Source organism: Acinetobacter sp. WC-323, from assembly GCF_000314615.1.
Classification (GTDB): Bacteria; Pseudomonadota; Gammaproteobacteria; order Pseudomonadales; family Moraxellaceae; genus Acinetobacter; species Acinetobacter courvalinii.
The window spans coordinates 144,936-164,507 of record NZ_AMZS01000060.1; the positions used below are offsets into that span (position 1 = coordinate 144,936).

The following is a 19,572-nucleotide window of genomic DNA, read 5'->3' on the forward strand; positions in this document are numbered from 1 at the left end:
TCATCATCCCTGATTATGATTTAAAGCGACGTAATCCAATTAGCCCGAATAATGCAAAAATTGCACCTAAGCCAAAGCTGCCACCACTAACATTGACAGTTTTACTTTGAAAATTATTAGGCGGAGCTTGAGAAATCTTGCTTGGGATTGTAATGTAATAATTTGAGACATCATTAAAACGCGTTGTTGTTGTCATCACCCGCATATTAAATTCATCAGACCCATGCCAATTTCCATCGGGTACATACGTAATATTGCCTTGCTGATCAATGGTCAATTTCCCTTTGGAGGGTGTCTGTCTTTGCTGGATATCCAGACAACCTGGTTGCCAAGGTAAACCATCCTGACGTTTACCCAAAACCTTCTCACATGAAGCCGGATCAAGTAGTTCACCATCCAACAAACTATCGGCGATACTGAATTTAGCAATTTCGCCATACAGAATATCTTCCCCAGTAATAGGAATTTCATCTCGATTTATAACTAATTCAATCGCCCCAAGATCACATAATTCACCATAACCACTACGTTTTTTTCCACGCTGGTCTGAAACTTCACAAATTGTTGCAGAGCCAGCAGTTGTTCCATCACTATAAATGCGCCCTTTGTTCACAATTAAAGAGTCTGTGAGCTTGGTATATGACATCAATAAACGTGGCTTAAAATAACCTAACATTTGATCTTTTGGTGTGTAATATGGACATAACAGACCATCTGCAGGAGGTGCAGCACATTCGCCTTCATCATTAGTGCCACCTGCGATGAGTTTATTATTTTCTATGAAAAAGTTAGGGCTACCACTTGGTGCATTACGATCACATTCCGGGGTAATTAAGTTACTTTGTATAACCGCTTCATCATCGGCAGAACTAGCACAGTTATTTGCTTCATTTGCAACCATAATACTATTGGAAATATAAGCACTTGGTTCCAGTTTTGTCGTGGTTTTACCATCTGTCGTGGTTGAAACCTCTCTCATCGGTGCCTGTAAAAATAATCCCGCGGCATTTTTAATTATCGTTACATTATTTAGCAACATCCCGCCACGAATATTTGCAACATAGCCACCTTTATTATGAAAAACGGTACTATTGCGTAGGCCTGATACACGATCTTCAAGCACCTGTGATGTCGATTTATCTGTAAATGCTGTTTGTGAGTAAAGTAAGGCGCCAGTTTCTCCTTGAGTACCTTCGTTATCACGAATTACAGATTGGGTTATTAAATATAGAGGCATCTCACTATAAATGACTGCGCCCTGATCTGCCTTATTACCTTGTAGCAGGCTATTACTGATCGTTAATATACTTGCGGTTTTTTTTCCATCTGCTACCGTACCTGCATTATAAATTGCACCTCCTCGAACAGCATTTCCTCCCAATAAACGGGAATACTGAATGCTAAGCGCCTCTCTATTAAGGATTAAGCCTCCATCAGTAACTTTATAGCCTGAACCCTTTAAGTTTAATTCAACAAGAATTACAGGAAGTAAAGTCTCTTCCACACTTTCATCGTTAATGACAAATAAACGATCATTGCCTGCCATTTTAATAGTCGCATTATGCATGCCTTTCTGATTATCGTTAAAACTGCCACTTACCGCAGTCATGATAGCCATGCCAGCTTTAATATGAATTGCTGATTTTAATGTATACTCTTTATCTCTTTGCAGGATGATCGTATTACTAGAAGTTTTATCACCACAGCCCTGATAGCCATTTTCATATTCTTTTTGACTTCTTTTATTTAAAAACTCTACGGCGTTGCGCAGAGAACAACCGGTATAATTCTCGTCATCAGCTAATGTGTTGACTTGGATATCCGCAGAATAAGCGTGCCCAGTCATCACCAATAACGTGCAGGCAAGCGTCCGTTTGAGCATACCGATCTCCTTTCATGTTTTTTCATTTTTTTTAGTTTTACAAACTAGGTGTTTGCAACCACATTCCTTTGTGCGTACTTTGTCATAGCTCTCAAAATTACTCAAGAAATTTTATACTATTGGCGATATTCATCTATCAAGGCATAAATTTGCTTAAGAGTAGTATTGGATAGCTTGGTTTTTTCGCCTTTCAGCATTTTTTCAAGTTGGGCTAATGTTTGTAATAATATTGAGGCCTGATGTGGCCCATTACTTAATAAATAATCAACAATCTGCTGGTCAAAATGAATACCGCGACGGGTCATTACCGATTGAAGTAAGGCTTGACGGTCAATATACGAACTGCCATTTGGGACTTTAACACTGACTGCTTGAGTTAATCTTGATTGAAGATCAGGCAGTTCCAGTTTTAATTCAATCGGCGCAACCCGAGAAGAAAACACCAACTGACCTTCATGATTATTCATCAAATGGAAAACCGCTTTTTGCCAATGCGGTACACCACTAATGGCGTCAATATCATCCAGTGCAACCAGATCATAAAACTCTAGAGAAGTAATTGCTTCGATCGGTGCATCTAATAATTCGAGTAGCGAGACTTTAATTGCAGGCCGCCCCAGCTCCAGATAAGAATCACAGATCGCAGAAAGCAAATGGCTTTTACCTGTTCCTGCTCCACCATAGACATAGAATCGGCTGACCAAACCCGCATGTAATTGTCTGACTGCATCAACCACAGGCCCCCAACCCGGCCCCGAAAAATCACTGATTCGAGCATCGAGTTGTGGTTCTATATCCAGTTGTAGTTGACGCATATATTTAATATGTTCCTCAATTACTTTAAATCTTTCGGGTTTGAAGTCTCTGTATCTTGAGAGTTTTTAATTTGAATATCAAGCTCTACTTGCTCTGAATCCACATTTATGTGCTGAGTTTCACCCTGTACCAGTACAACTTCTGTGGTAGAACCATAGAAGCGGCTTCTTTCATAATTATCACGTGCATGTTTAAGCAGCACCACAATCACCGCAGCCACAGGTAAAGCAATCAGCATACCCAGGAATCCACCCAGCTGTGCCCCTGCCAATACTGCGAAAACAACAGCCACAGGTGACAGACCAATCTTATCACCCAGCAAGAAAGGTTGCAGAATATATCCCTCGACCATTTGTCCAATCATGAACACCACACCGACAAGCAGCAATTGGGTCCAGTCCAGTCCAAACTGGAAAAGTGTCGCAACCACAGCAGCAATAATCCCGACACCAAATCCAAGATAAGGAATGATACTTGCCAAACCAGCAATCATGCCAATAATTAAACCGACTTCCAGCCCAATCAGCTGTAACCCGACGGCGTAAACGATTCCCAGCAAAAGCATCACAAGGAACTGCCCTTTGACAAAGGCGCCTAAGACGCTATGGCATTCACGCACGATGGTTAAGGTTGAAGCTTCATATGGACGTGGAATTAAACGTCTTAAACTTTGCAGCATTCTCTCCCAGTCCAGCAGGAAGTAGAACGAGATGATCGGAATAAGGATAACCACACCACCAATCTGAATAAAGTTCAATCCTGATTGGGCGACTCGCAATGCCATGGTCTGGATGCTGTCAGCGCTGTAATTGGTCTGGATATAATCCATTACGGCTTTTGAAATCTGTTCAGTGTCAATTTCCATAGGTACAACATTAAAGGTATGTGATACCCACGGTAGGAAAGTGGCATTGATCCAGTGGATACCCGCAGGAATACTATCCCGGGCATACATCAGCTGTTTCCAGATCAACGGTACCAAGAACCACAACACCATGGTAAGGGTCACACCAATTCCAATAAAGACGATACTGATGGCTAACCAACGCGGTAATTTGATTTTGACAAGGACATCCACTAGTGGACTAAACAGGTAGGCAATAAAAAAAGCACCTACGAAAGGAATGACGATGGGCTTTAGCAGATAGAGCACCCAAAGCAGTAATGCGAGCCCAGCGAGGATAAAGATACGACGTAGTACCTGATCTTGCATAAAATCTAGCCTTTTATTGTATATTCGTTATAAATAAAAAAAATTTTAATTAAAGATAGCATTTTCGAGCATAAATAACATAAGAGTTTCGTATATTCAGGTTATAATCTGCCGCCAATGCGGAGACTTCACTATGAGCAACTCAACTTCTACCCCAAACACTGGTTTAAGCTATAAAGATGCGGGCGTCGACATTGAAGCGGGCGACGCACTGGTCGATCGTATCAAATCTGTCGCGAAACGCACCACTCGTCCTGAAGTAATGGGCGGTCTTGGTGGTTTTGGTGCGCTATGCAAAATTCCAAAAGGTTATGAAGAACCTGTATTGGTTTCAGGCACAGATGGCGTAGGTACCAAATTACGTCTGGCACTCAATCTCAATCGTCATGACACGATTGGTCAAGATCTTGTGGCAATGTGTGTTAACGATTTGCTTGTTTGTGGTGCTGAGCCACTTTTCTTCCTCGACTACTATGCAACAGGTCATCTAAATGTTGATGTGGCAGCCAATGTAGTGACAGGAATTGGTACAGGTTGTGAACTTGCTGGTTGTGCATTGGTTGGTGGGGAAACTGCCGAAATGCCGGGCATGTATGAAGGCGAAGATTACGATCTTGCCGGTTTTGCTGTCGGTGTAGTTGAACACAGTAAAATTATTGATGGAACAAAAGTGAAGTCTGGTGATGTACTCATCGGTGTGGCATCAAGTGGTGCACACTCAAATGGCTACTCATTACTACGCAAAATCTTAGATGTTAAAAATGTAGACCTGACCCAAATCGTTGATGGTCGCCCGCTTGCCGATGTTGCAATGGAACCGACGCGCATTTATGTAAAACCGGTCCTCGAACTTTGCAAACAAGTTGATGTGCATGCCATGGCTCACATCACCGGTGGCGGTTTACCAGGTAACTTACCGCGTGTTCTTCCAAACGGCGCGCAAGCAGTGATTGATGAATCAAGCTGGGAATGGTCTGAGTTGTTCCAGTTGTTACAACGAGAAGGTAATGTAGAACGCTTTGAAATGTATCGTACCTTTAACTGTGGCGTTGGTATGGTGATTGCAGTTGATCCAAGTGAAGCGGACAAAGCCATTGATGTGTTGAATGCTCAAGGTGAAAAAGCCTGGAAAATTGGTCACATTCAGGAAAATGCTGAATCAGTTGAAGGCGCTGACGAAAAAATTCGCGTGATCTTTGCATAATGAGAATTGCTGTCCTTGTTTCAGGCAGCGGTAGTAACTTACAGGCCCTGATAGATGCAAATCTGTCAGGGCAAATCATTGGCGTGTTATCAAACAAAGCTGATGCTTATGCATTACAACGTGCGAAAGATGCCAATATTGCAACCGCTGTTATTTCACATAAAGATTACCCGAATCGCGAAAGCTTTGATGCAGCCATGCACCAGCAACTGCTAGCATGGCAGGTGGATCTGGTGATCCTTGCAGGTTTTATGCGGATTTTAACACCAGGCTTTGTGCTGCAATGGCAAGGTAAAATGTTAAATATCCACCCTTCTCTGTTGCCTGTATATAAAGGCGTTAATACCCATCAACGGGTATTAAATACCGGAGACCGTCTGCATGGTTGTACCGTTCACTTTGTGACAGCTGAACTGGATGCCGGACAAAGTATTGCGCAATCTGCCATTCAGGTAGGTTTACATGATACGGTAGAGACTTTGGCGCAACGCGTGCATGAACTTGAACATTTTATCTATCCTCAAGTCGCGCAATGGTTTTGTACAGGGCAACTGCGCTGGCAAAATGGCCAAGCCTATTTTAACCAGAAGCCTTTAGAACGACCGATTCAGTTTGCTCAATTCTAAAAAATAAAACGCATCTAAGGATGCGTTTTTTTATGACTTTAAAAGATAGGTTAAATATTTTTCTTGAAAAATATTTAACCACTCCATGCTTTCATCTGCGTCATGTTCATCAGCTAAATGCAATAGAAAAACTTTGATGCGAAGAAAGCAGTAATACTCATCTTCTTGAAATGAATACTGATCAATTTCTTGCCAGTTTTTATGGTTGAATCGATCAAATACGCTTATAAGTTGGTCTTGGGCTTGCACATTGCTTAACGCAAGGCCAAATATATCTAAAAAATTGCTAATATATTCAACCCGTTGTTGATAAGCATCAAAAAAAATCAGTACGCTTGCTTGGCAACTTTCTTGCCCATAACCCAGCAAGCCCAGTGCATTTAGAATAATCTCAGTATTTCTCATCGAAACAATTAAAGCACCAGACTTTTAATTTTCTCAACGGTATCCAGTGGATGCTCCAATGGGAACATGTGCCCTCCTTCAACAACAGAAAATGGAATAGCCAGTTTCTTTTTCGCAACCTGCGGAAATTTCTCTTTTAAAAACACACTATCTTGACCTACCACTAAATGTACTGGCACAGGTGGCTTCGGCATCGGTAACCACCACATCGATGGGGTTGTTCTAAACAGCTTCACTTCATCCTGCTTAGGAATGGTTAAGGTAACACCGCCCCGCTGCGGATCAACGGTTAAGGCATGATCAATGTAGGCTTGAAAACAGTCGGCATCGAAATGTTGGTAAAAACCACGTGAACCCAGCAGCTCAGCCGCTTGTTCACGCGACTCCCAATGGTCACGACGGCGTGCAGATAAACCCGCAGGGGTAATTTTATCCACCAGCTTAGGTTTAAAGAGTTTAGCCAAATGAAACACAAAAGATGCCTTACCAATGATTAGGGGAGGATCCAGCATAATCACTTGGGAAAATAACTCGGGGCGACGATAGGCAGCCATTAAAGTCAGAACCGAACCCAAAGAGTGTCCTACACCAATCACTTGGCGTCCTTGGGCTTGCTGAACAATATTATCAATGACCTGATCGACCAGATGTGTCCAGCCATGCGTAATCGGATAACGTTTGTCATTGCCAATTTCAGCCAGATAAATAATGTCATACTGATCTTTAAGCTGATCAAATAGCTTTTGATAAACTTTAGAAGGGACACCGTTGGCATGGGCAAAATGAATCAAGGGTTTCATAAAGGGTTCTTTATTTGTTTTCACTGATCGTTCAATTATCCTGCTCTACACATGTATTGCAAATCAAAACAAGAACTGCCCAGTTATTTTTACAATAAAAAAGGCTGTGAAAAACACAGCCTGAGTATGAAGAATCTATTCCAGCAAAAGCATCGCTTTAATAAAGTTGGAACAATTTGACCTGTTATTGAATTTTCGCGTTCTGCTGAGTCTCCAGCTGTGACGCAAGCGAACTGCTAATTCCTTCACCAATCTTGGCGCCCATACGGCCTAAAATCGACTCAAAAGGATTACGTTGAACAGTATAGTCCACTTTTTGTTCAACTTTAAGATCACGCATCAGTGTGGTAATGCTACCGCTACGATCTGCAATACCTAAAGCAATCGCCTGTTCACCTGTCCAGAATAAACCAGAGAATACCGCTGGATCGTTAGTCTTCAAACGTTTGCCACGACCTTCTTTTACCGCATTGATAAAGTGAGTATGGACATTATCCAGTACAGATTGCACATGTTGTTTTTGTGCCGGATCTAACGGCTTAGTCATACTTAAGATATCTTTATTACTTCCCGCAGTTAAAGTCCGGTCTTCAATCCCTAACTTTTGTGCCAGTCCGCTTAAACCATAGTTTGGCATGATCACGCCAATAGAACCCACCAAACTCGATGGATTGACAATAATTTCGTCAGCAGCAGACGCAATATAATATGCACCTGACGCACCCATATCACCAATCACTGCATAGACTTTCTTGTCTGGATGCTGTTTTTTCTGGTAGCGAATTTCCTGCCAGATTTCATCTGACTGTACCGGCGAACCACCAGGAGAGTTAATATTTAAAACAATTGCTTTACTGCCACTCGCCTCAAACGCTCGTTTAAGCGCTTTATTGGTATCTTCACTGTTAACAGTCGACTGACCCGCAGATGAATCAATTGTCCCTATAATATCAATCACGGCCAGATGGTCGCTGCTGATATTGGTGGTTGATTTCTCTGTCGATGTCGAGCAACTCTTGGTCATTGCAATCAGGACAATGAGTAAATAAGCGAAACCTAAACATTTAAAAAAGATACTCCAACGACGGCTACGTCGTTGTTCCTCTACAGAGGCAAGAACGGCTTTTTCTAAAATCTGCCATTCTTTGCCCGTAACATTGTCACTATTTGTTGATTCATTTTTTGGTTTTGGTGGCCAATCGGACATAAGATTCCAATCCAATATGTTTTAAAGTGGCTTTATTATATACGCTGATTTCAACAAAACTGTTTAAATAACTTGTTTTAACTTATAATTATTTTTTACATTATACTTTTCCTTTGTAATTTTTCTCATACCGCCTCCATGACCCATTCCAGAACGATCAGCTCAAATTACCGTCTCATCAAGCTCCTAAGTCGTCAGCCGATTCAATTAGGACGTTTTTTGGCACGGCTGGTTGCTGGACTGGTCAATACTTTTCAACTATCTAAACTTTCAAAAATTATTTGCCTGAATATAAAGATCGCATTTCCAGATATGGAACCGCAACAAAGACAATTATTAACCAAACACGCCATTCAGAATGAACTCACCTCTTATTTCGAGTTTTTGAGTATCTGGGGGGCATCTAATCAGAAGAATATTCAGCGTATTGATACCGTTCAGGGCGAACACTACCTGCATGAAGCGCTGGCAGAAAAAAAAGGCGTGGTCTTAGTTGTTCCTCATTTTGGCACTTGGGAAGTGATGAATGCATGGTTAGCGCAATATACCCAAATGACCATCTTATATAAGCCCGTTAAGAATCCTGATGCTGACCAGTTTGTCCGTGATGCACGTAGCCGTGAGCAAGCGCATCTGGTCCCGACCGATGAAAGTGGTGTACGACAAGTTTTCAAAGCCTTAAAACAAGGTGGTACTACCGCCATTTTGCCTGATCATACCCCCGATCATGGCGGCGACATGGTGAATTATTTCGGTATTCCCTTAGCTTCCAGCAGTTTAAGTGCCAAGCTAATCCAGAAAACCAAGGCCAAAGCCCTGTTGCTTTACACCAAAAGAAATGAGCAAGATGGCTTTGATATGTTCATTGAGCCAGTCAATCCTCAAATTTATGAAGGCAGTGCCGAGCACGGTACCCTGATCATTCATCAAACTTTAGAACAACTGATTCAACGCTATCCGGAACACTATCACTGGAGCTATAAACGCTTTCGTGCCAATCCCGCATTGAAGAAAATTTATGATATTGATGAACAGGAGGCACTGGCTCAGGTGGCCACAGTTCGTCAGCAAACACAAGCAGGGATTGCTTAGGCTATTCTCGTTGTAACCATTTCCTTTGCTGCCGTTGCAGCTTTATTTCAACTTTGCCATGCTCAAACAGGAAACTCACCGACCCTGTTCGTGTAGTATTAAGTAACGGAATATTCAGAGCTTGCAGACGCTTTTGGACTTCCCGGCTCGGATGCCCATAACGATTATTAAAGCCAGCTGAAGCAATCGCCAGCTTGGGTTTTAAAACTTTTAAAAAATCATAAGCAGAACTATTTTTACTGCCATGATGGCCTAAAACCAGAACATCTACTTTTAAATCTGGATATTGCTGTAGCAACTTAAATTCGGTTTCCCAGCCTGCATCGCCCATAATCAGAAAGTTTTGATAAGGTTGAGCATTGAGAAACTGCAGATAGACCACACAAGATTGCTCATTCTGTTGATGTTCGGCAAAATTCAGGCCATCTTGCGTAGGCGACAAAATCTCAATTTTAAGATTGCTATATGACCAATGCTGACCCTGTTGGCAATAGGAGAAATTGTCCTTAAACGGGAGCTTTTCACTTCGTTCACTTGACTGCACCTGAGTAATCGCAAAGGCATTTTGTATAGCCGGAAATGCGCCACTATGATCCTGATCCAGATGCGATAGAATGACGTGATCCAAGCTACGAATACCCTGCTGTCTTAGGAACGGGATGTCGACTCGCTCACCGATACCAAATTTTCGCTCGTCATAATTACCGCCCGTATCAATCATTAATGTCTGTTGCGGATGCTGTAAAAAGATCGCCTGCCCTTGTCCCACATCAAGAATAGTTAAAGTTGTAGATTGAGTGTTAACGCCTAAAAGCATGGGCAAAAAGCAGATGCCGGCCCAAAGCTTGGGTACGCTTCCTCTAGGCATAAATAAAATGACCAATCCCAAGATCAAGCTCAGCATCATGCTAGGTGTATAACTAACCCCGTATAATGCTGGGAACAGGTGCTGTAAACCGTTTAAGCCCCACAACAAGAATGCAAGCAACTGATCATTCAGCTGAAACAACAATAGCCCCAATGCGGGAATGATCAGCCACAGACAAGCAGCAAGAATGCCTAGCGGCACCACCACGCCACTTAATAGCGGAATTGCAATCAGATTACTCAATGGAGCTGCCCAAGAAATCTGCTGAAAGAAAATAATCACCAGTGGCAATAAGGCAATAAAAACTTTCCATTGAGCATCAATCAACACTTTAATTGCCAGTATCATCTTTTGTATTGAGGTCTGCACTTGATCTTGAGGTAAGTGTGCTGTCGTTTGATAGATTCGTAGCAGAATAAAACAGGCCCCGTAAGATAACCAGAATGCTGCCGACAAGATGCTAAATGGATCATAAATCAGCAGTAAGCTAGCACTATAGATCAGCAAAGCCAGAGGTTGGATAGACTGTCGCAAGATCAGGAAAAGACTGGCAATCAGCACTGTGAACAGCGTTCTAATAGCCGGAATCTCAAAGCCGACAAAAGCTACATAAAGTACAACACTGGCAACAAAAGGAAAAATAACCAGAATCTGTCTGGGTTTCCATAAATATAATTCTGGGCAATAACGCTGTATCAACCTTTGGCACAACCAGGTCAGCATCAAAGCAAAGATTAGTACATGAGGCCCTGAAATAGCCAGTAAATGGGATATTCCCAGCAATTGAAATTGCTGTTTTAGCTCGCTCGACAACAGGCTTTCATCGCCAGTCAGCAAAGCTAGCAGCAAACCTGGATGTTGCAGAGAGCTTGTTTGCAGCATGTGCCGGAAGTCCAGCCGCATGCCTTCAATTTTTAACAGCAACCTGGCTTTGAGCGTACGTTGTTGCTTATCGTGTTGCTGATAACCCAAACGATAAATCTCATCAGGGCTTAACGGCTGAATCTGCCTGACTGAAAATGCAGAGAAAATATTCTGCTGTAAAAACCATTTTTCCTGATCAAATGCTCCTGCTACGGCATAACTATGCGCAGGCCTGATCATCCCGTTGATCCGATAATAACGCCCCAGTCGTAAGCTCGGCTGCTGCATGGATTGCTGGGATGCTTTATTCAGATACAGTAGCCAGTCTACTGGCTGGCTATGCCGATTGAGGACTTCAGCAATCTGTTTTTGCCCCTCGTCTGTTATTTCATCTATTTTTTTAATATAAACAATGGTTTCAAAGGGTTGAACCTGAAGTTCTCTTAAACTTAAACGTTGTTCTAAAGCCACATCAGCATAATGATAACCGGTACAGCACAATGCCCAGCTGCAACTGCTTAAAAGGAGCGCCTTATACCAAGCCCGCTGAAAATAGCGCTGCCTTTTATATCGTCCTAAAGCCAATATCAGACTTGCTAAAATCAGCCATATCCACCATGTTTGTCCTATAAAATGGAAATCCTGCCCCATCAAAGCAATACCGGCAATCCAGCCGAATAAAATAATCTTCAACATTTCTTAACATTGGATTTAGTTTTTCTAAAGACAAAATTAAAGCCCCTTTTCGGAGCTTTAACAAGAGGTCTTATTCAATATTTATGCATTATTCATAGCGCAATGCTTCTGCCGGCTGAACTTTTGCTGCACGTAAGGCAGGATAAATTGTTGCCAGTAAACTTAATAACAATGAAACACTTACCACCAGCAATACATCTTGCCAACGTAAATATGAAGGCAGATAATGCACAAAATAGGCATCTAATAAATTTAAGCCAAAAGTGGTATTCACCCAAGACACAATATTACCAATGCTTAACGATAAAATAATCCCTAAAACCGTACCCAATCCGGTGCCAATCACACCAATAATTGTCCCCTGCACCATAAAGATTTGAGTAATCAATAAGGGCGATGCACCTAAAGTACGTAAGATGGCGATATCTGATTTTTTATCTGTCACCAACATCATCAGGGATGAAATAATATTAAAGGTTGCCACGATAATAATGAGGAGCAGTAATAACCCGACCATATTTTTTGCCATTTGAATGGCACTAAATAAGTTACCTTGCGTATAGGTCCAGTTCGAAGCGTAAAAATTACTTGGTAATTTTTTGATAATACTCTCGGAAATCTCCGGTGCAGCAAAAATGTCATCCAGTTTTAAGCGAATGCCTTGAGCACCTTCCGGTAAGCGTAATAGTGTCGAGGCATCATTTAATGCCACATATCCCACCATCGAATCGACCTGAGTACCAATTTTAAATATACCCACCACTTCGAAACGTTTGAAGCGAGGCACTACCCCTGCGGATGAATTGGTGGCTTCAGGTAACACAAGCGTCACCGGATCATTCAGCTTCAAGCCTAGACTGTCTGCCAGATCCTGACCGATCACAATACCATATTTGCCTTTCTTCAAGGCCTCCAGACTACCGGCTTGCATATAGTTATGAACAATAGAGACCTGTTTTTCATATTCCGGTTCAATGCCTGAGATCATGATCCCAGTTACTTCGCCATGTGCAGTCAACATCCCCTGTAACTGTGTATACGGCGCAACAGCAGCCACATGGGGCTGTTTAGCAATGTCTTGAGCCAGGTCTTGCCAGTTGGTCATAATCTGAGTGGAGGCAATCGTCGCTTGTGGCACGATTCCTAAAATACGGTTTTTCAATTCCCGGTCAAAACCATTGATCACGGACAAAACCGTAATCAGTACCGCAACACCCACCGTGAGACCAATCATGGTCATCAATGAAATAAACGACACCAGACGGCTTTTTTTTCTCGCCTGTGTATATTTCAGCCCAATATAAAATGAAATGGGTTTAAACATGCTCACCCACCCATATACCATCTTGCATATGCAAAATTGAATCCGCTGACTGGGCCAGTTGCTCATCATGGGTCACGATCAACATCGCCATATTGAGTTCTTTTTTCAAATCGGTGAGCAGCTCGAAAATACTGAGCGCGGTTTTACGATCCAGATTTCCGGTCGGTTCATCTGCCAGCACCACCGCAGGTTTGGTCACCAGAGCACGCGCCAAAGCCACACGTTGCCGTTCACCACCCGACAATTCACCCGGTTTATGATCCATACGATGAGACAGGCCAACACGATCCAGCAGATATTCTGCCTGCTTTTTTACGTCCTTAAAATTGCTCTCACTGCGCAACATTAATGGCATTGCCACATTTTCCAATGCAGTAAATTCTGGCAATAAATGGTGGAACTGATAAACAAAGCCCAGATATTGGTTACGCTTGTAGCCACGCTCCGCTTCGCCTAAATTATCAAAGCGTTGACCTTGTAAGAAGACTTGTCCTTCCGAAGGTTGCTCCAAACCGCCTAACACATGCAACAAGGTACTTTTACCTGAACCGCTTGAACCCACAATCGAAACGAACTCGCCGGCATTGACTTGCAGGGATAAGCCTTTGATCACTTCAACTTTGCTTTTGCCATCATCGAAATGCTTAAAGATATTTTTTGATTCTAGAACGATCTTACTCATAACGTAATGCCTCGGCTGGTTGCGTTTTCGCTGCACGGATAGCAGGGTAAATTGTTGCTAAAAAACTGATAGATAAAGATGCGGTCACAACAATCAGGACATCTTGCCAGCGTAAATAAGAAGGTAAATAGCCAATGACATAACCACTAAATAAATTAAGTCCAAAGGTGTGATTTAACCAGCCCACCAAATCACTGATGGTTAACGCAAAAGCGCTACCTAAAATCACTCCTGTCACCGTACCCACCACCCCAATAATGGTCCCTTGTACAATAAAGACAGACGTAATAAATCGTGGTGAAGCACCTAAGGTACGCAGAATTGCAATATCTGCCTTTTTATCTGTGACCACCATAACCAGTGACGAAACGATATTAAATGCAGCCACCACAATAATCAGAAACAGCAGTAAACCTACCAGATTCTTTTCCATTCGCACCGCACCAAACAGACTCCCATGCGTTTCTTTCCAGCTAGTTGCATAAAAATTATCTGGTAATTGTTTAACAATCTGGTTCACCACATTCGGCGCCGCAAAAATGTCATCCACTTTAAGACGCACACCTTGGGCACCATCCGGCAAACGTAATAAGGTCGAGGCATCATTCAAGGCAATGTAGCCAACTGTAGAATCCACTTCTGCACCGACACTAAAAATACCGACAATTTTAAAGCGTTTAAATCGTGGCACCACACCTGCTGGAGACGGCGTTGCTTCAGGCAGTACCAAGGTCACATTGTCATTCAGGCTCAGACCCAAGGCATCGGTCATATCTTTACCGAGCACAATCCCGAACTCGCCTTTTTTTAATGCATTTAAATCACCTGCAACCATATGGTTCTGGATAATCGACACCTTGCTTTCATATTTTGGCTCGATCCCTGTCACCATAATACCGGCGACTTGCCCTTGCCCAGTCAACATCCCTTGCAATTGGGTAAAAGGCGCAGCACCTGTGACATGCGGGTGATGCTCAACTTTTTTTACAAGCTCAGGCCAATCTGTTAGAATTTGATTAGAAGAAACAGTGGCTTGTGGAACCATTCCAAGGACACGATTTTTTAATTCGCGATCGAAACCATTCATGACCGATAGCACTGTAATCAGCACAGCAACACCAAGCGTCAAGCCGATCATGGAAACTAAGGCGACAAAAGAAATAAAATGATTACTCCGCTGAGCACGAGTGTATCTCAACCCTATATACAGCGAAATTGGCTTAAACATACCATCTAGTCCGAGGTGATTTATTATGGAAAATTCACAACATCATCTTGTTGACGACAACACTGAACGTCGTGTGATGTCTCGTATTGATGCCGTGTTGAGAATCAACTATCAAATCATTCCCGATGATGTAGCGCTGAATGACCCGTATGATTCCCATTTCGTTTTGCCCCGCTATTTTCTACTACTTGCAGAATTAGATCAATTTGATCATGCGTTTCGCTACGAATTAGAACAATTAAATGAAAAAGATCAACAAATTGCTCGCATCTTATCCCTTTTTAACCAGAAATTAAACCTGATTACAGGGTCTTATTATGACAATATCGTGCAATCCTTATTGCCGGTTCCTGAGCAGGTCAATGTTTCCGAGAATGGATTAAGTTTCTTTAGTTCTCAAGATATTAATCAAGGCACCTATATCCACATTACCCTGAGCCACCCTGAAAATTTCTTCCATATCGCAGCCATTGCGCAAGTTGCCCATAGCACCGCGGAAGAACAGGGAAAATTCCGTATCGGTGCCTATTTTATTACGCTCAATCCGCAAGATCGCGCTAAATTGGCTGCCAGTATTCGACAGGCTCAACAAAGTGAAGCCAGCTGATTCCATCCTTAAGATTTCAAACGGCGATATGCCCTTAAATCCCTGAAGAAGTACAGCACTAAACCGAACAGGATAATACTCGCGCCCACAAAGACCTGAGCTGATATTTGTTCATGGTTCAGATAAGCGCCGATCAGAATCGCCAGCATCGGTGTCATGACAGTCGTGAGTGATAATGTGGTCGCCTGTAAGTTCTGCACCAGCTTAAAATAACAGAACATGGCAATTAACGAAGCCATCACGATGGTATAGGTCAGTGCAAACAAAGACTTTGCAGAAGGAAAATGCGTTGGGGCATATTGCCAGATCCACGGTATCAATAATGTAGCCAATAAGGTTGAGACCAGAATTGAGCCGGTGGCCTGCGCCATCACTGGCAAGTCTGCATTAATCTTCTTGACCAGAAAAATCGACAATGAATAAGAAAAAACGCTGATCAGCATTAAAATAATGCCAATCGGCTGTACATGCTGCTGGCTACCACTCAAGCAAATCATGGCCAAGCCGATAATTGAGGTTGCCATTCCCAGCCACTGCAAACCTGCCAGCTTCTGCTGAAAACCAAAACGACCAATCAGGCCAGCCATAATCGGTGCCAGACCAAACATCAAGGCGATCAGCCCCGAACTCAGATAAGCCGTGGCTGCATAGGTAAAGATTTGCGAACCAATCAGACTCAATGAGCCTGCGGCATAACTCAATAGGGCAATTTTATGAGTGGGAAATTTCACTTTTAACAGTAATAACACCGTCACAGCGAGTGGTAAGGCAATAAAAAAGCGGATCAGCAATGCCCACATCGGATGCAGGTCCGAAACACTCCACACAATTGCAAGCGGCGTGGTTGCCCAGATAAAGACCAGTAGTCCATAAGTGAGCATCAGGTTTATACGTGATGGCATACTCAACTCAAGATGCTGTTTTTCGTTTTTGTTTTAAAATGGTCTGATCCAGAGAACTGGAAAATTCACGTTTATCTCGTTCTGAAATTGGTGGTGGCCCACCAGTCTGTACCCCAGCCCCACGTAAGGTATCCATAAAATCACGTAGATGGAGACGTGCTTTTACGTTAGCCGTGGTATAGATCTCACCACGGGGGTGAATGGCAATTCCCCCTTTTTCAATTACTTGCGCCGCCAGCGGAATATCTTGTGTAATGACAATGTCATTTTCTTGCATACGTTCCACAATTTCCTGATCCGCCTGATCTGCCCCGCTCATCACCTGAATGGATTTAATCCGCATGGATGGGGTGATACCGACATTCTGGTTGGCAACAAAGGTCACTTCAAGTTGATAACGATCGGATGCGCGTAAAATCACTTCACGTAAAATTTTAGGTAAAGCATCAGCATCTACCCATAATTTAAATGGCAGCACGTTGACGAAAACTCTTGAGAAGAAAAGACTAGTGTAGCAGATTACGGGAAAAGTAGAGTTAACAAAGCGGCAGTCATCCCATGCATTTTTTATTTGCTTCGACTGGAGTAAAGGTTGATATCAGCTTAAAAATTAAAATAAATTTTAGAGAATTACAGATTCAGACTTGAAATATCCCGGTTACCCTCGATTTAATAGAATAAGTTCAATCTTTTTAGCCTCTCGCTTTATGAAAAATCAAAACAATCCAGAAATCATTAAAATTCAAGATCAAAATTTCGGTAATCATGTCGAGCATTGGAACTTATTGACAGATACACCCGAAACTGATGTTCCCAAATGGTTAGGACTGGCCCTTGATGCACCGATTATGCCAATGGGGCTATGTGAAGATGAACATGAGATGGATCAGGCATTCTGGTTGATTCAAGGCCCAAGCGGTGAATCTGTTTCGATTAACCAGATCATCGCGGTGGAAGACCAAAAACCACGTGCATTAAAAACTGCATTTCCAAGTTTCGAAAGCCCGTATAAATATGATGCCAAAATTGAGCGAATTATTACCTGTGATTCTGCCACTCAGGCCGTATTACGGTTAAATTTAAATAAAGATACCACCATTTATGCCTTTGATAATCTATTCAGTGTAAATAGCTGTCAATATGACAAAAATCAAAGCTATAAAGTTCAATTTAATGCTTGGGCCTATGAATTGGAAGCAGTGGCTGCAGATGAGAAAATCATTGTAGATGATCCTGCTTCGATTAAACATCATCGCGCTTTAAATGCAATTTTGGCAGAACATAATGGTGTAGCGCCAGAAAATTTACAGGAACTGATTAATGAGTGGCAGCCAAAAACACCAGAAGATCAAGAACCTGTCACGGTCGACTTTTCTAAAATGGTGGCTTATTTATTTGGTGAAACTTTAGGTCAGGAAGATGAAGCCTGGTTCCAGGGTAATATTGTTGGTAAAACTCAAATGCAGTTTATGCAGGATGAATATACCCTGTATGACGTAACTCTGGTTTTAGAAGATGATTTACCGGCAATCCTGATTCGTATTGCCACTAAAAACGAATTGTATAGAAACTTTAACATTGGCCAATATATTCGTGGCAACCTATGGATTCAGGCCAATATTTATGCTAAAACTGCTCTTGAGTGACAAAAAATCACATAAATGGCATTTTAGGCGTTCTAATGAAAATTATACCAGAACAAACAACCACCAGTCTGATTCATTCGAGTGATCAAGGTCTTAAACTTGATGTTGGTGCTTTTTGCTTTTTCTTACTCGGTATGTTCTTAGCAGCACTTATTTTTCATCAAATTGGCTTTTTCTGATTTTTGCGCATACCCTTATTCATATAAATAAAAGCCCTCAATGATGAGGGCTTTTATTTTAACTGCTGTTTATGGCTTAACCATGACGTTTCGCAAAATCGTCCATAAAGTGAACAAGAGCCTGAACACCTTCTAACGGGACGGCATTATAAATACTTGCACGCATGCCTCCCACTGAACGGTGGCCTGCCAAGTTCAATAAGTGATGCTGTTCAGCTTCTTGCAAGAAAGTCTTTTCAAGTGCTTCATCCGCCAAGGTAAATGGTACATTCATCATTGAACGGTTTGGCACTGCGATCGGATTGTTATAAAAATCGCTCGAATCAATGTAACCATATAATAACTTGGCTTTTTCCTGATTCACTTTATAGATGGCATCTACTCCACCCTGCTCAAGCAACCATTCAAATACCAGACCTGATAAATACCATGCGTAGGTCGCTGGGGTATTGACCATTGAACCATTCTTGGCTTGGTCTGCATATTTCAAGATGCTTGGAATTTCCGGCTTGGCCTGGTCAAGTAAATCATCACGAATAATAACGATGGTCAAACCTGCCGGACCGATATTTTTTTGCGCACCGGCATAAATCAGGCCAAACTTGCTGACATCCAATGGTGCAGACAAAATGCTAGATGAATAATCACAGACCAACGGTGCATTCACATCTGGAATAGCCGCGAATTGCAAACCACCAATGGTTTCATTATCTGCATAATGTACATAGGCTGCATCATTCGACAGATTCCAAGTACTCTGTTCAGTGATCGCATGTTTACCATCAATAAGCGTACCCGCTTCAACAATATTAATATCGCCATAGCGTTTCGCTTCTTTTAGCGCTTTTTCAGACCAGATGCCAGTATGGATATAGTCTGCCTTGTTATTTTTACCTAACAGGTTCAACGGAATCGCTGAGAACTGTAAGGATGCCCCACCCTGTAAAAATAGCACTTTATAGTTTTCTGGAATGTTCATGAGCTTACGTAAGTCAGCTTCAGCCTTCTCTGCCACGGCAACATAATCATTGCTACGATGACTCATTTCCATGATCGACAGACCTTTGCCCTGCCAATTCAACAATTCTTGTTGAGCTTTTTCTAAAACGGCAGTAGGTAATGCAGCAGGACCAGCGCAGAAATTATAAGCACGCATGAGTTTTCCCTTGTTAAAGTGGAACAAATTGGAATGGGAATTTAATCATAGATTGGCGAAGCTTGCAGCAGCTTATGCAGTAAATATTTCAATTTGACTGCAAAAAAAGTATTAATTTTTCAATCATGTTCTGTCATTACAATTATTTTAGGCCAAACTTGCCAGCCCTTTTCCC

The 19,572-nt window shown here is 42.2% G+C and carries 19 protein-coding genes; 6 read left to right on the forward strand and 13 right to left on the reverse strand.

Annotated features, from left to right (window positions below; genetic code table 11):
- Positions 1-13: 13 nt before the first annotated feature.
- From rbtA to cxpE, 3 genes are all read right to left on the reverse strand, one after another.
- Positions 14-1,882, reverse strand: a complete 1,869-nt coding sequence (rbtA, locus tag ACINWC323_RS03990) for a rhombotarget A (RefSeq protein WP_009514448.1) — start codon at positions 1,880-1,882, stop codon at positions 14-16.
- A 116-nt stretch (positions 1,883-1,998) separates the two neighbouring features.
- Positions 1,999-2,697, reverse strand: a complete 699-nt coding sequence (locus ACINWC323_RS03985; RefSeq protein WP_004771428.1) for a DnaA regulatory inactivator Hda — start codon at positions 2,695-2,697, stop codon at positions 1,999-2,001.
- A gap of 20 nt (positions 2,698-2,717) precedes the next feature.
- A complete protein-coding gene (gene cxpE, locus ACINWC323_RS03980) occupies positions 2,718-3,911 on the reverse strand; it encodes a chloramphenicol efflux transporter CxpE (RefSeq protein ID WP_009514801.1) in 1,194 nt (397 codons plus the stop codon).
- A 133-nt stretch (positions 3,912-4,044) separates the two neighbouring features.
- Here cxpE and purM point away from each other — a divergent pair, with 133 nt between their 5' ends.
- Together purM and purN are read left to right on the forward strand one after the other, a co-directional pair.
- Positions 4,045-5,115, forward strand: coding sequence for a phosphoribosylformylglycinamidine cyclo-ligase (purM, locus tag ACINWC323_RS03975; RefSeq protein WP_009514808.1), 1,071 nt, complete (start codon positions 4,045-4,047; stop codon positions 5,113-5,115).
- Positions 5,112-5,741 (forward strand): phosphoribosylglycinamide formyltransferase, encoded by a 630-nt coding sequence (purN, locus tag ACINWC323_RS03970; protein WP_171062221.1) that lies wholly within the window; start codon positions 5,112-5,114, stop codon positions 5,739-5,741. The genes purM and purN overlap by 4 nt, the downstream gene beginning before the upstream one ends.
- A gap of 30 nt (positions 5,742-5,771) precedes the next feature.
- Here the strand turns inward: purN and ACINWC323_RS03965 are convergent, their stop codons facing one another.
- From ACINWC323_RS03965 to sppA, 3 genes are all read right to left on the reverse strand, one after another.
- Positions 5,772-6,146, reverse strand: coding sequence for a hypothetical protein (locus tag ACINWC323_RS03965; protein ID WP_009514785.1), 375 nt, complete (start codon positions 6,144-6,146; stop codon positions 5,772-5,774).
- An 8-nt stretch (positions 6,147-6,154) separates the two neighbouring features.
- Positions 6,155-6,946, reverse strand: a complete 792-nt coding sequence (locus ACINWC323_RS03960) for an alpha/beta fold hydrolase (RefSeq protein ID WP_032881661.1) — start codon at positions 6,944-6,946, stop codon at positions 6,155-6,157.
- Between the two features lie 184 nt (positions 6,947-7,130).
- On the reverse strand, positions 7,131-8,153 hold the full coding sequence (gene sppA / locus ACINWC323_RS03955; RefSeq protein ID WP_005284545.1) for a signal peptide peptidase SppA: 1,023 nt from the start codon (positions 8,151-8,153) through the stop codon (positions 7,131-7,133).
- A gap of 102 nt (positions 8,154-8,255) precedes the next feature.
- Between sppA and ACINWC323_RS03950 the strand changes: the two genes are divergently transcribed.
- Positions 8,256-9,245, forward strand: a complete 990-nt coding sequence (locus tag ACINWC323_RS03950; protein ID WP_349303597.1) for a lysophospholipid acyltransferase family protein — start codon at positions 8,256-8,258, stop codon at positions 9,243-9,245.
- 1 nt (position 9,246) lies between these two features.
- On the opposite strand, the gene ACINWC323_RS03945 is transcribed toward ACINWC323_RS03950, so the two are convergent.
- From ACINWC323_RS03945 to ACINWC323_RS03930, 4 genes are all read right to left on the reverse strand, one after another.
- On the reverse strand, positions 9,247-11,673 hold the full coding sequence (locus ACINWC323_RS03945) for a DNA internalization-related competence protein ComEC/Rec2 (RefSeq protein WP_009514845.1): 2,427 nt from the start codon (positions 11,671-11,673) through the stop codon (positions 9,247-9,249).
- Positions 11,674-11,761: 88 nt separating this feature from the next.
- Entirely contained in the window at positions 11,762-12,997 is a 1,236-nt protein-coding gene (locus ACINWC323_RS03940; protein WP_005229407.1) for a lipoprotein-releasing ABC transporter permease subunit, read from the reverse strand.
- Positions 12,990-13,679, reverse strand: a complete 690-nt coding sequence (lolD, locus tag ACINWC323_RS03935) for a lipoprotein-releasing ABC transporter ATP-binding protein LolD (RefSeq protein WP_005229406.1) — start codon at positions 13,677-13,679, stop codon at positions 12,990-12,992. The genes ACINWC323_RS03940 and lolD overlap by 8 nt, the downstream gene beginning before the upstream one ends.
- Positions 13,672-14,907 carry a lipoprotein-releasing ABC transporter permease subunit gene (locus ACINWC323_RS03930; RefSeq protein WP_032867489.1) on the reverse strand — a complete coding sequence of 412 codons (1,236 nt, stop codon included), beginning with the start codon at positions 14,905-14,907 and terminating at the stop codon, positions 13,672-13,674. The genes lolD and ACINWC323_RS03930 overlap by 8 nt, the downstream gene beginning before the upstream one ends.
- A gap of 25 nt (positions 14,908-14,932) precedes the next feature.
- Between ACINWC323_RS03930 and ACINWC323_RS03925 the strand changes: the two genes are divergently transcribed.
- Entirely contained in the window at positions 14,933-15,514 is a 582-nt protein-coding gene (locus tag ACINWC323_RS03925) for a PilZ domain-containing protein (RefSeq protein WP_005229403.1), read from the forward strand.
- Positions 15,515-15,522: 8 nt separating this feature from the next.
- On the opposite strand, the gene ACINWC323_RS03920 is transcribed toward ACINWC323_RS03925, so the two are convergent.
- Positions 15,523-16,416 (reverse strand): DMT family transporter, encoded by an 894-nt coding sequence (locus ACINWC323_RS03920; protein WP_005284533.1) that lies wholly within the window; start codon positions 16,414-16,416, stop codon positions 15,523-15,525.
- A 7-nt stretch (positions 16,417-16,423) separates the two neighbouring features.
- Entirely contained in the window at positions 16,424-16,894 is a 471-nt protein-coding gene (locus ACINWC323_RS03915; RefSeq protein WP_005284529.1) for a YaiI/YqxD family protein, read from the reverse strand.
- 229 nt (positions 16,895-17,123) lie between these two features.
- Between ACINWC323_RS03915 and ACINWC323_RS03910 the strand changes: the two genes are divergently transcribed.
- Together ACINWC323_RS03910 and ACINWC323_RS20285 are read left to right on the forward strand one after the other, a co-directional pair.
- A complete protein-coding gene (locus ACINWC323_RS03910) occupies positions 17,124-18,062 on the forward strand; it encodes a hypothetical protein (protein ID WP_009514561.1) in 939 nt (312 codons plus the stop codon).
- Between the two features lie 35 nt (positions 18,063-18,097).
- A complete protein-coding gene (locus tag ACINWC323_RS20285; protein WP_004771301.1) occupies positions 18,098-18,241 on the forward strand; it encodes a hypothetical protein in 144 nt (47 codons plus the stop codon).
- 76 nt (positions 18,242-18,317) lie between these two features.
- On the opposite strand, the gene serC is transcribed toward ACINWC323_RS20285, so the two are convergent.
- Positions 18,318-19,397 (reverse strand): 3-phosphoserine/phosphohydroxythreonine transaminase, encoded by a 1,080-nt coding sequence (serC, locus tag ACINWC323_RS03905; RefSeq protein ID WP_009514815.1) that lies wholly within the window; start codon positions 19,395-19,397, stop codon positions 18,318-18,320.
- Between the last annotated feature and the right edge of the window lie 175 nt (positions 19,398-19,572).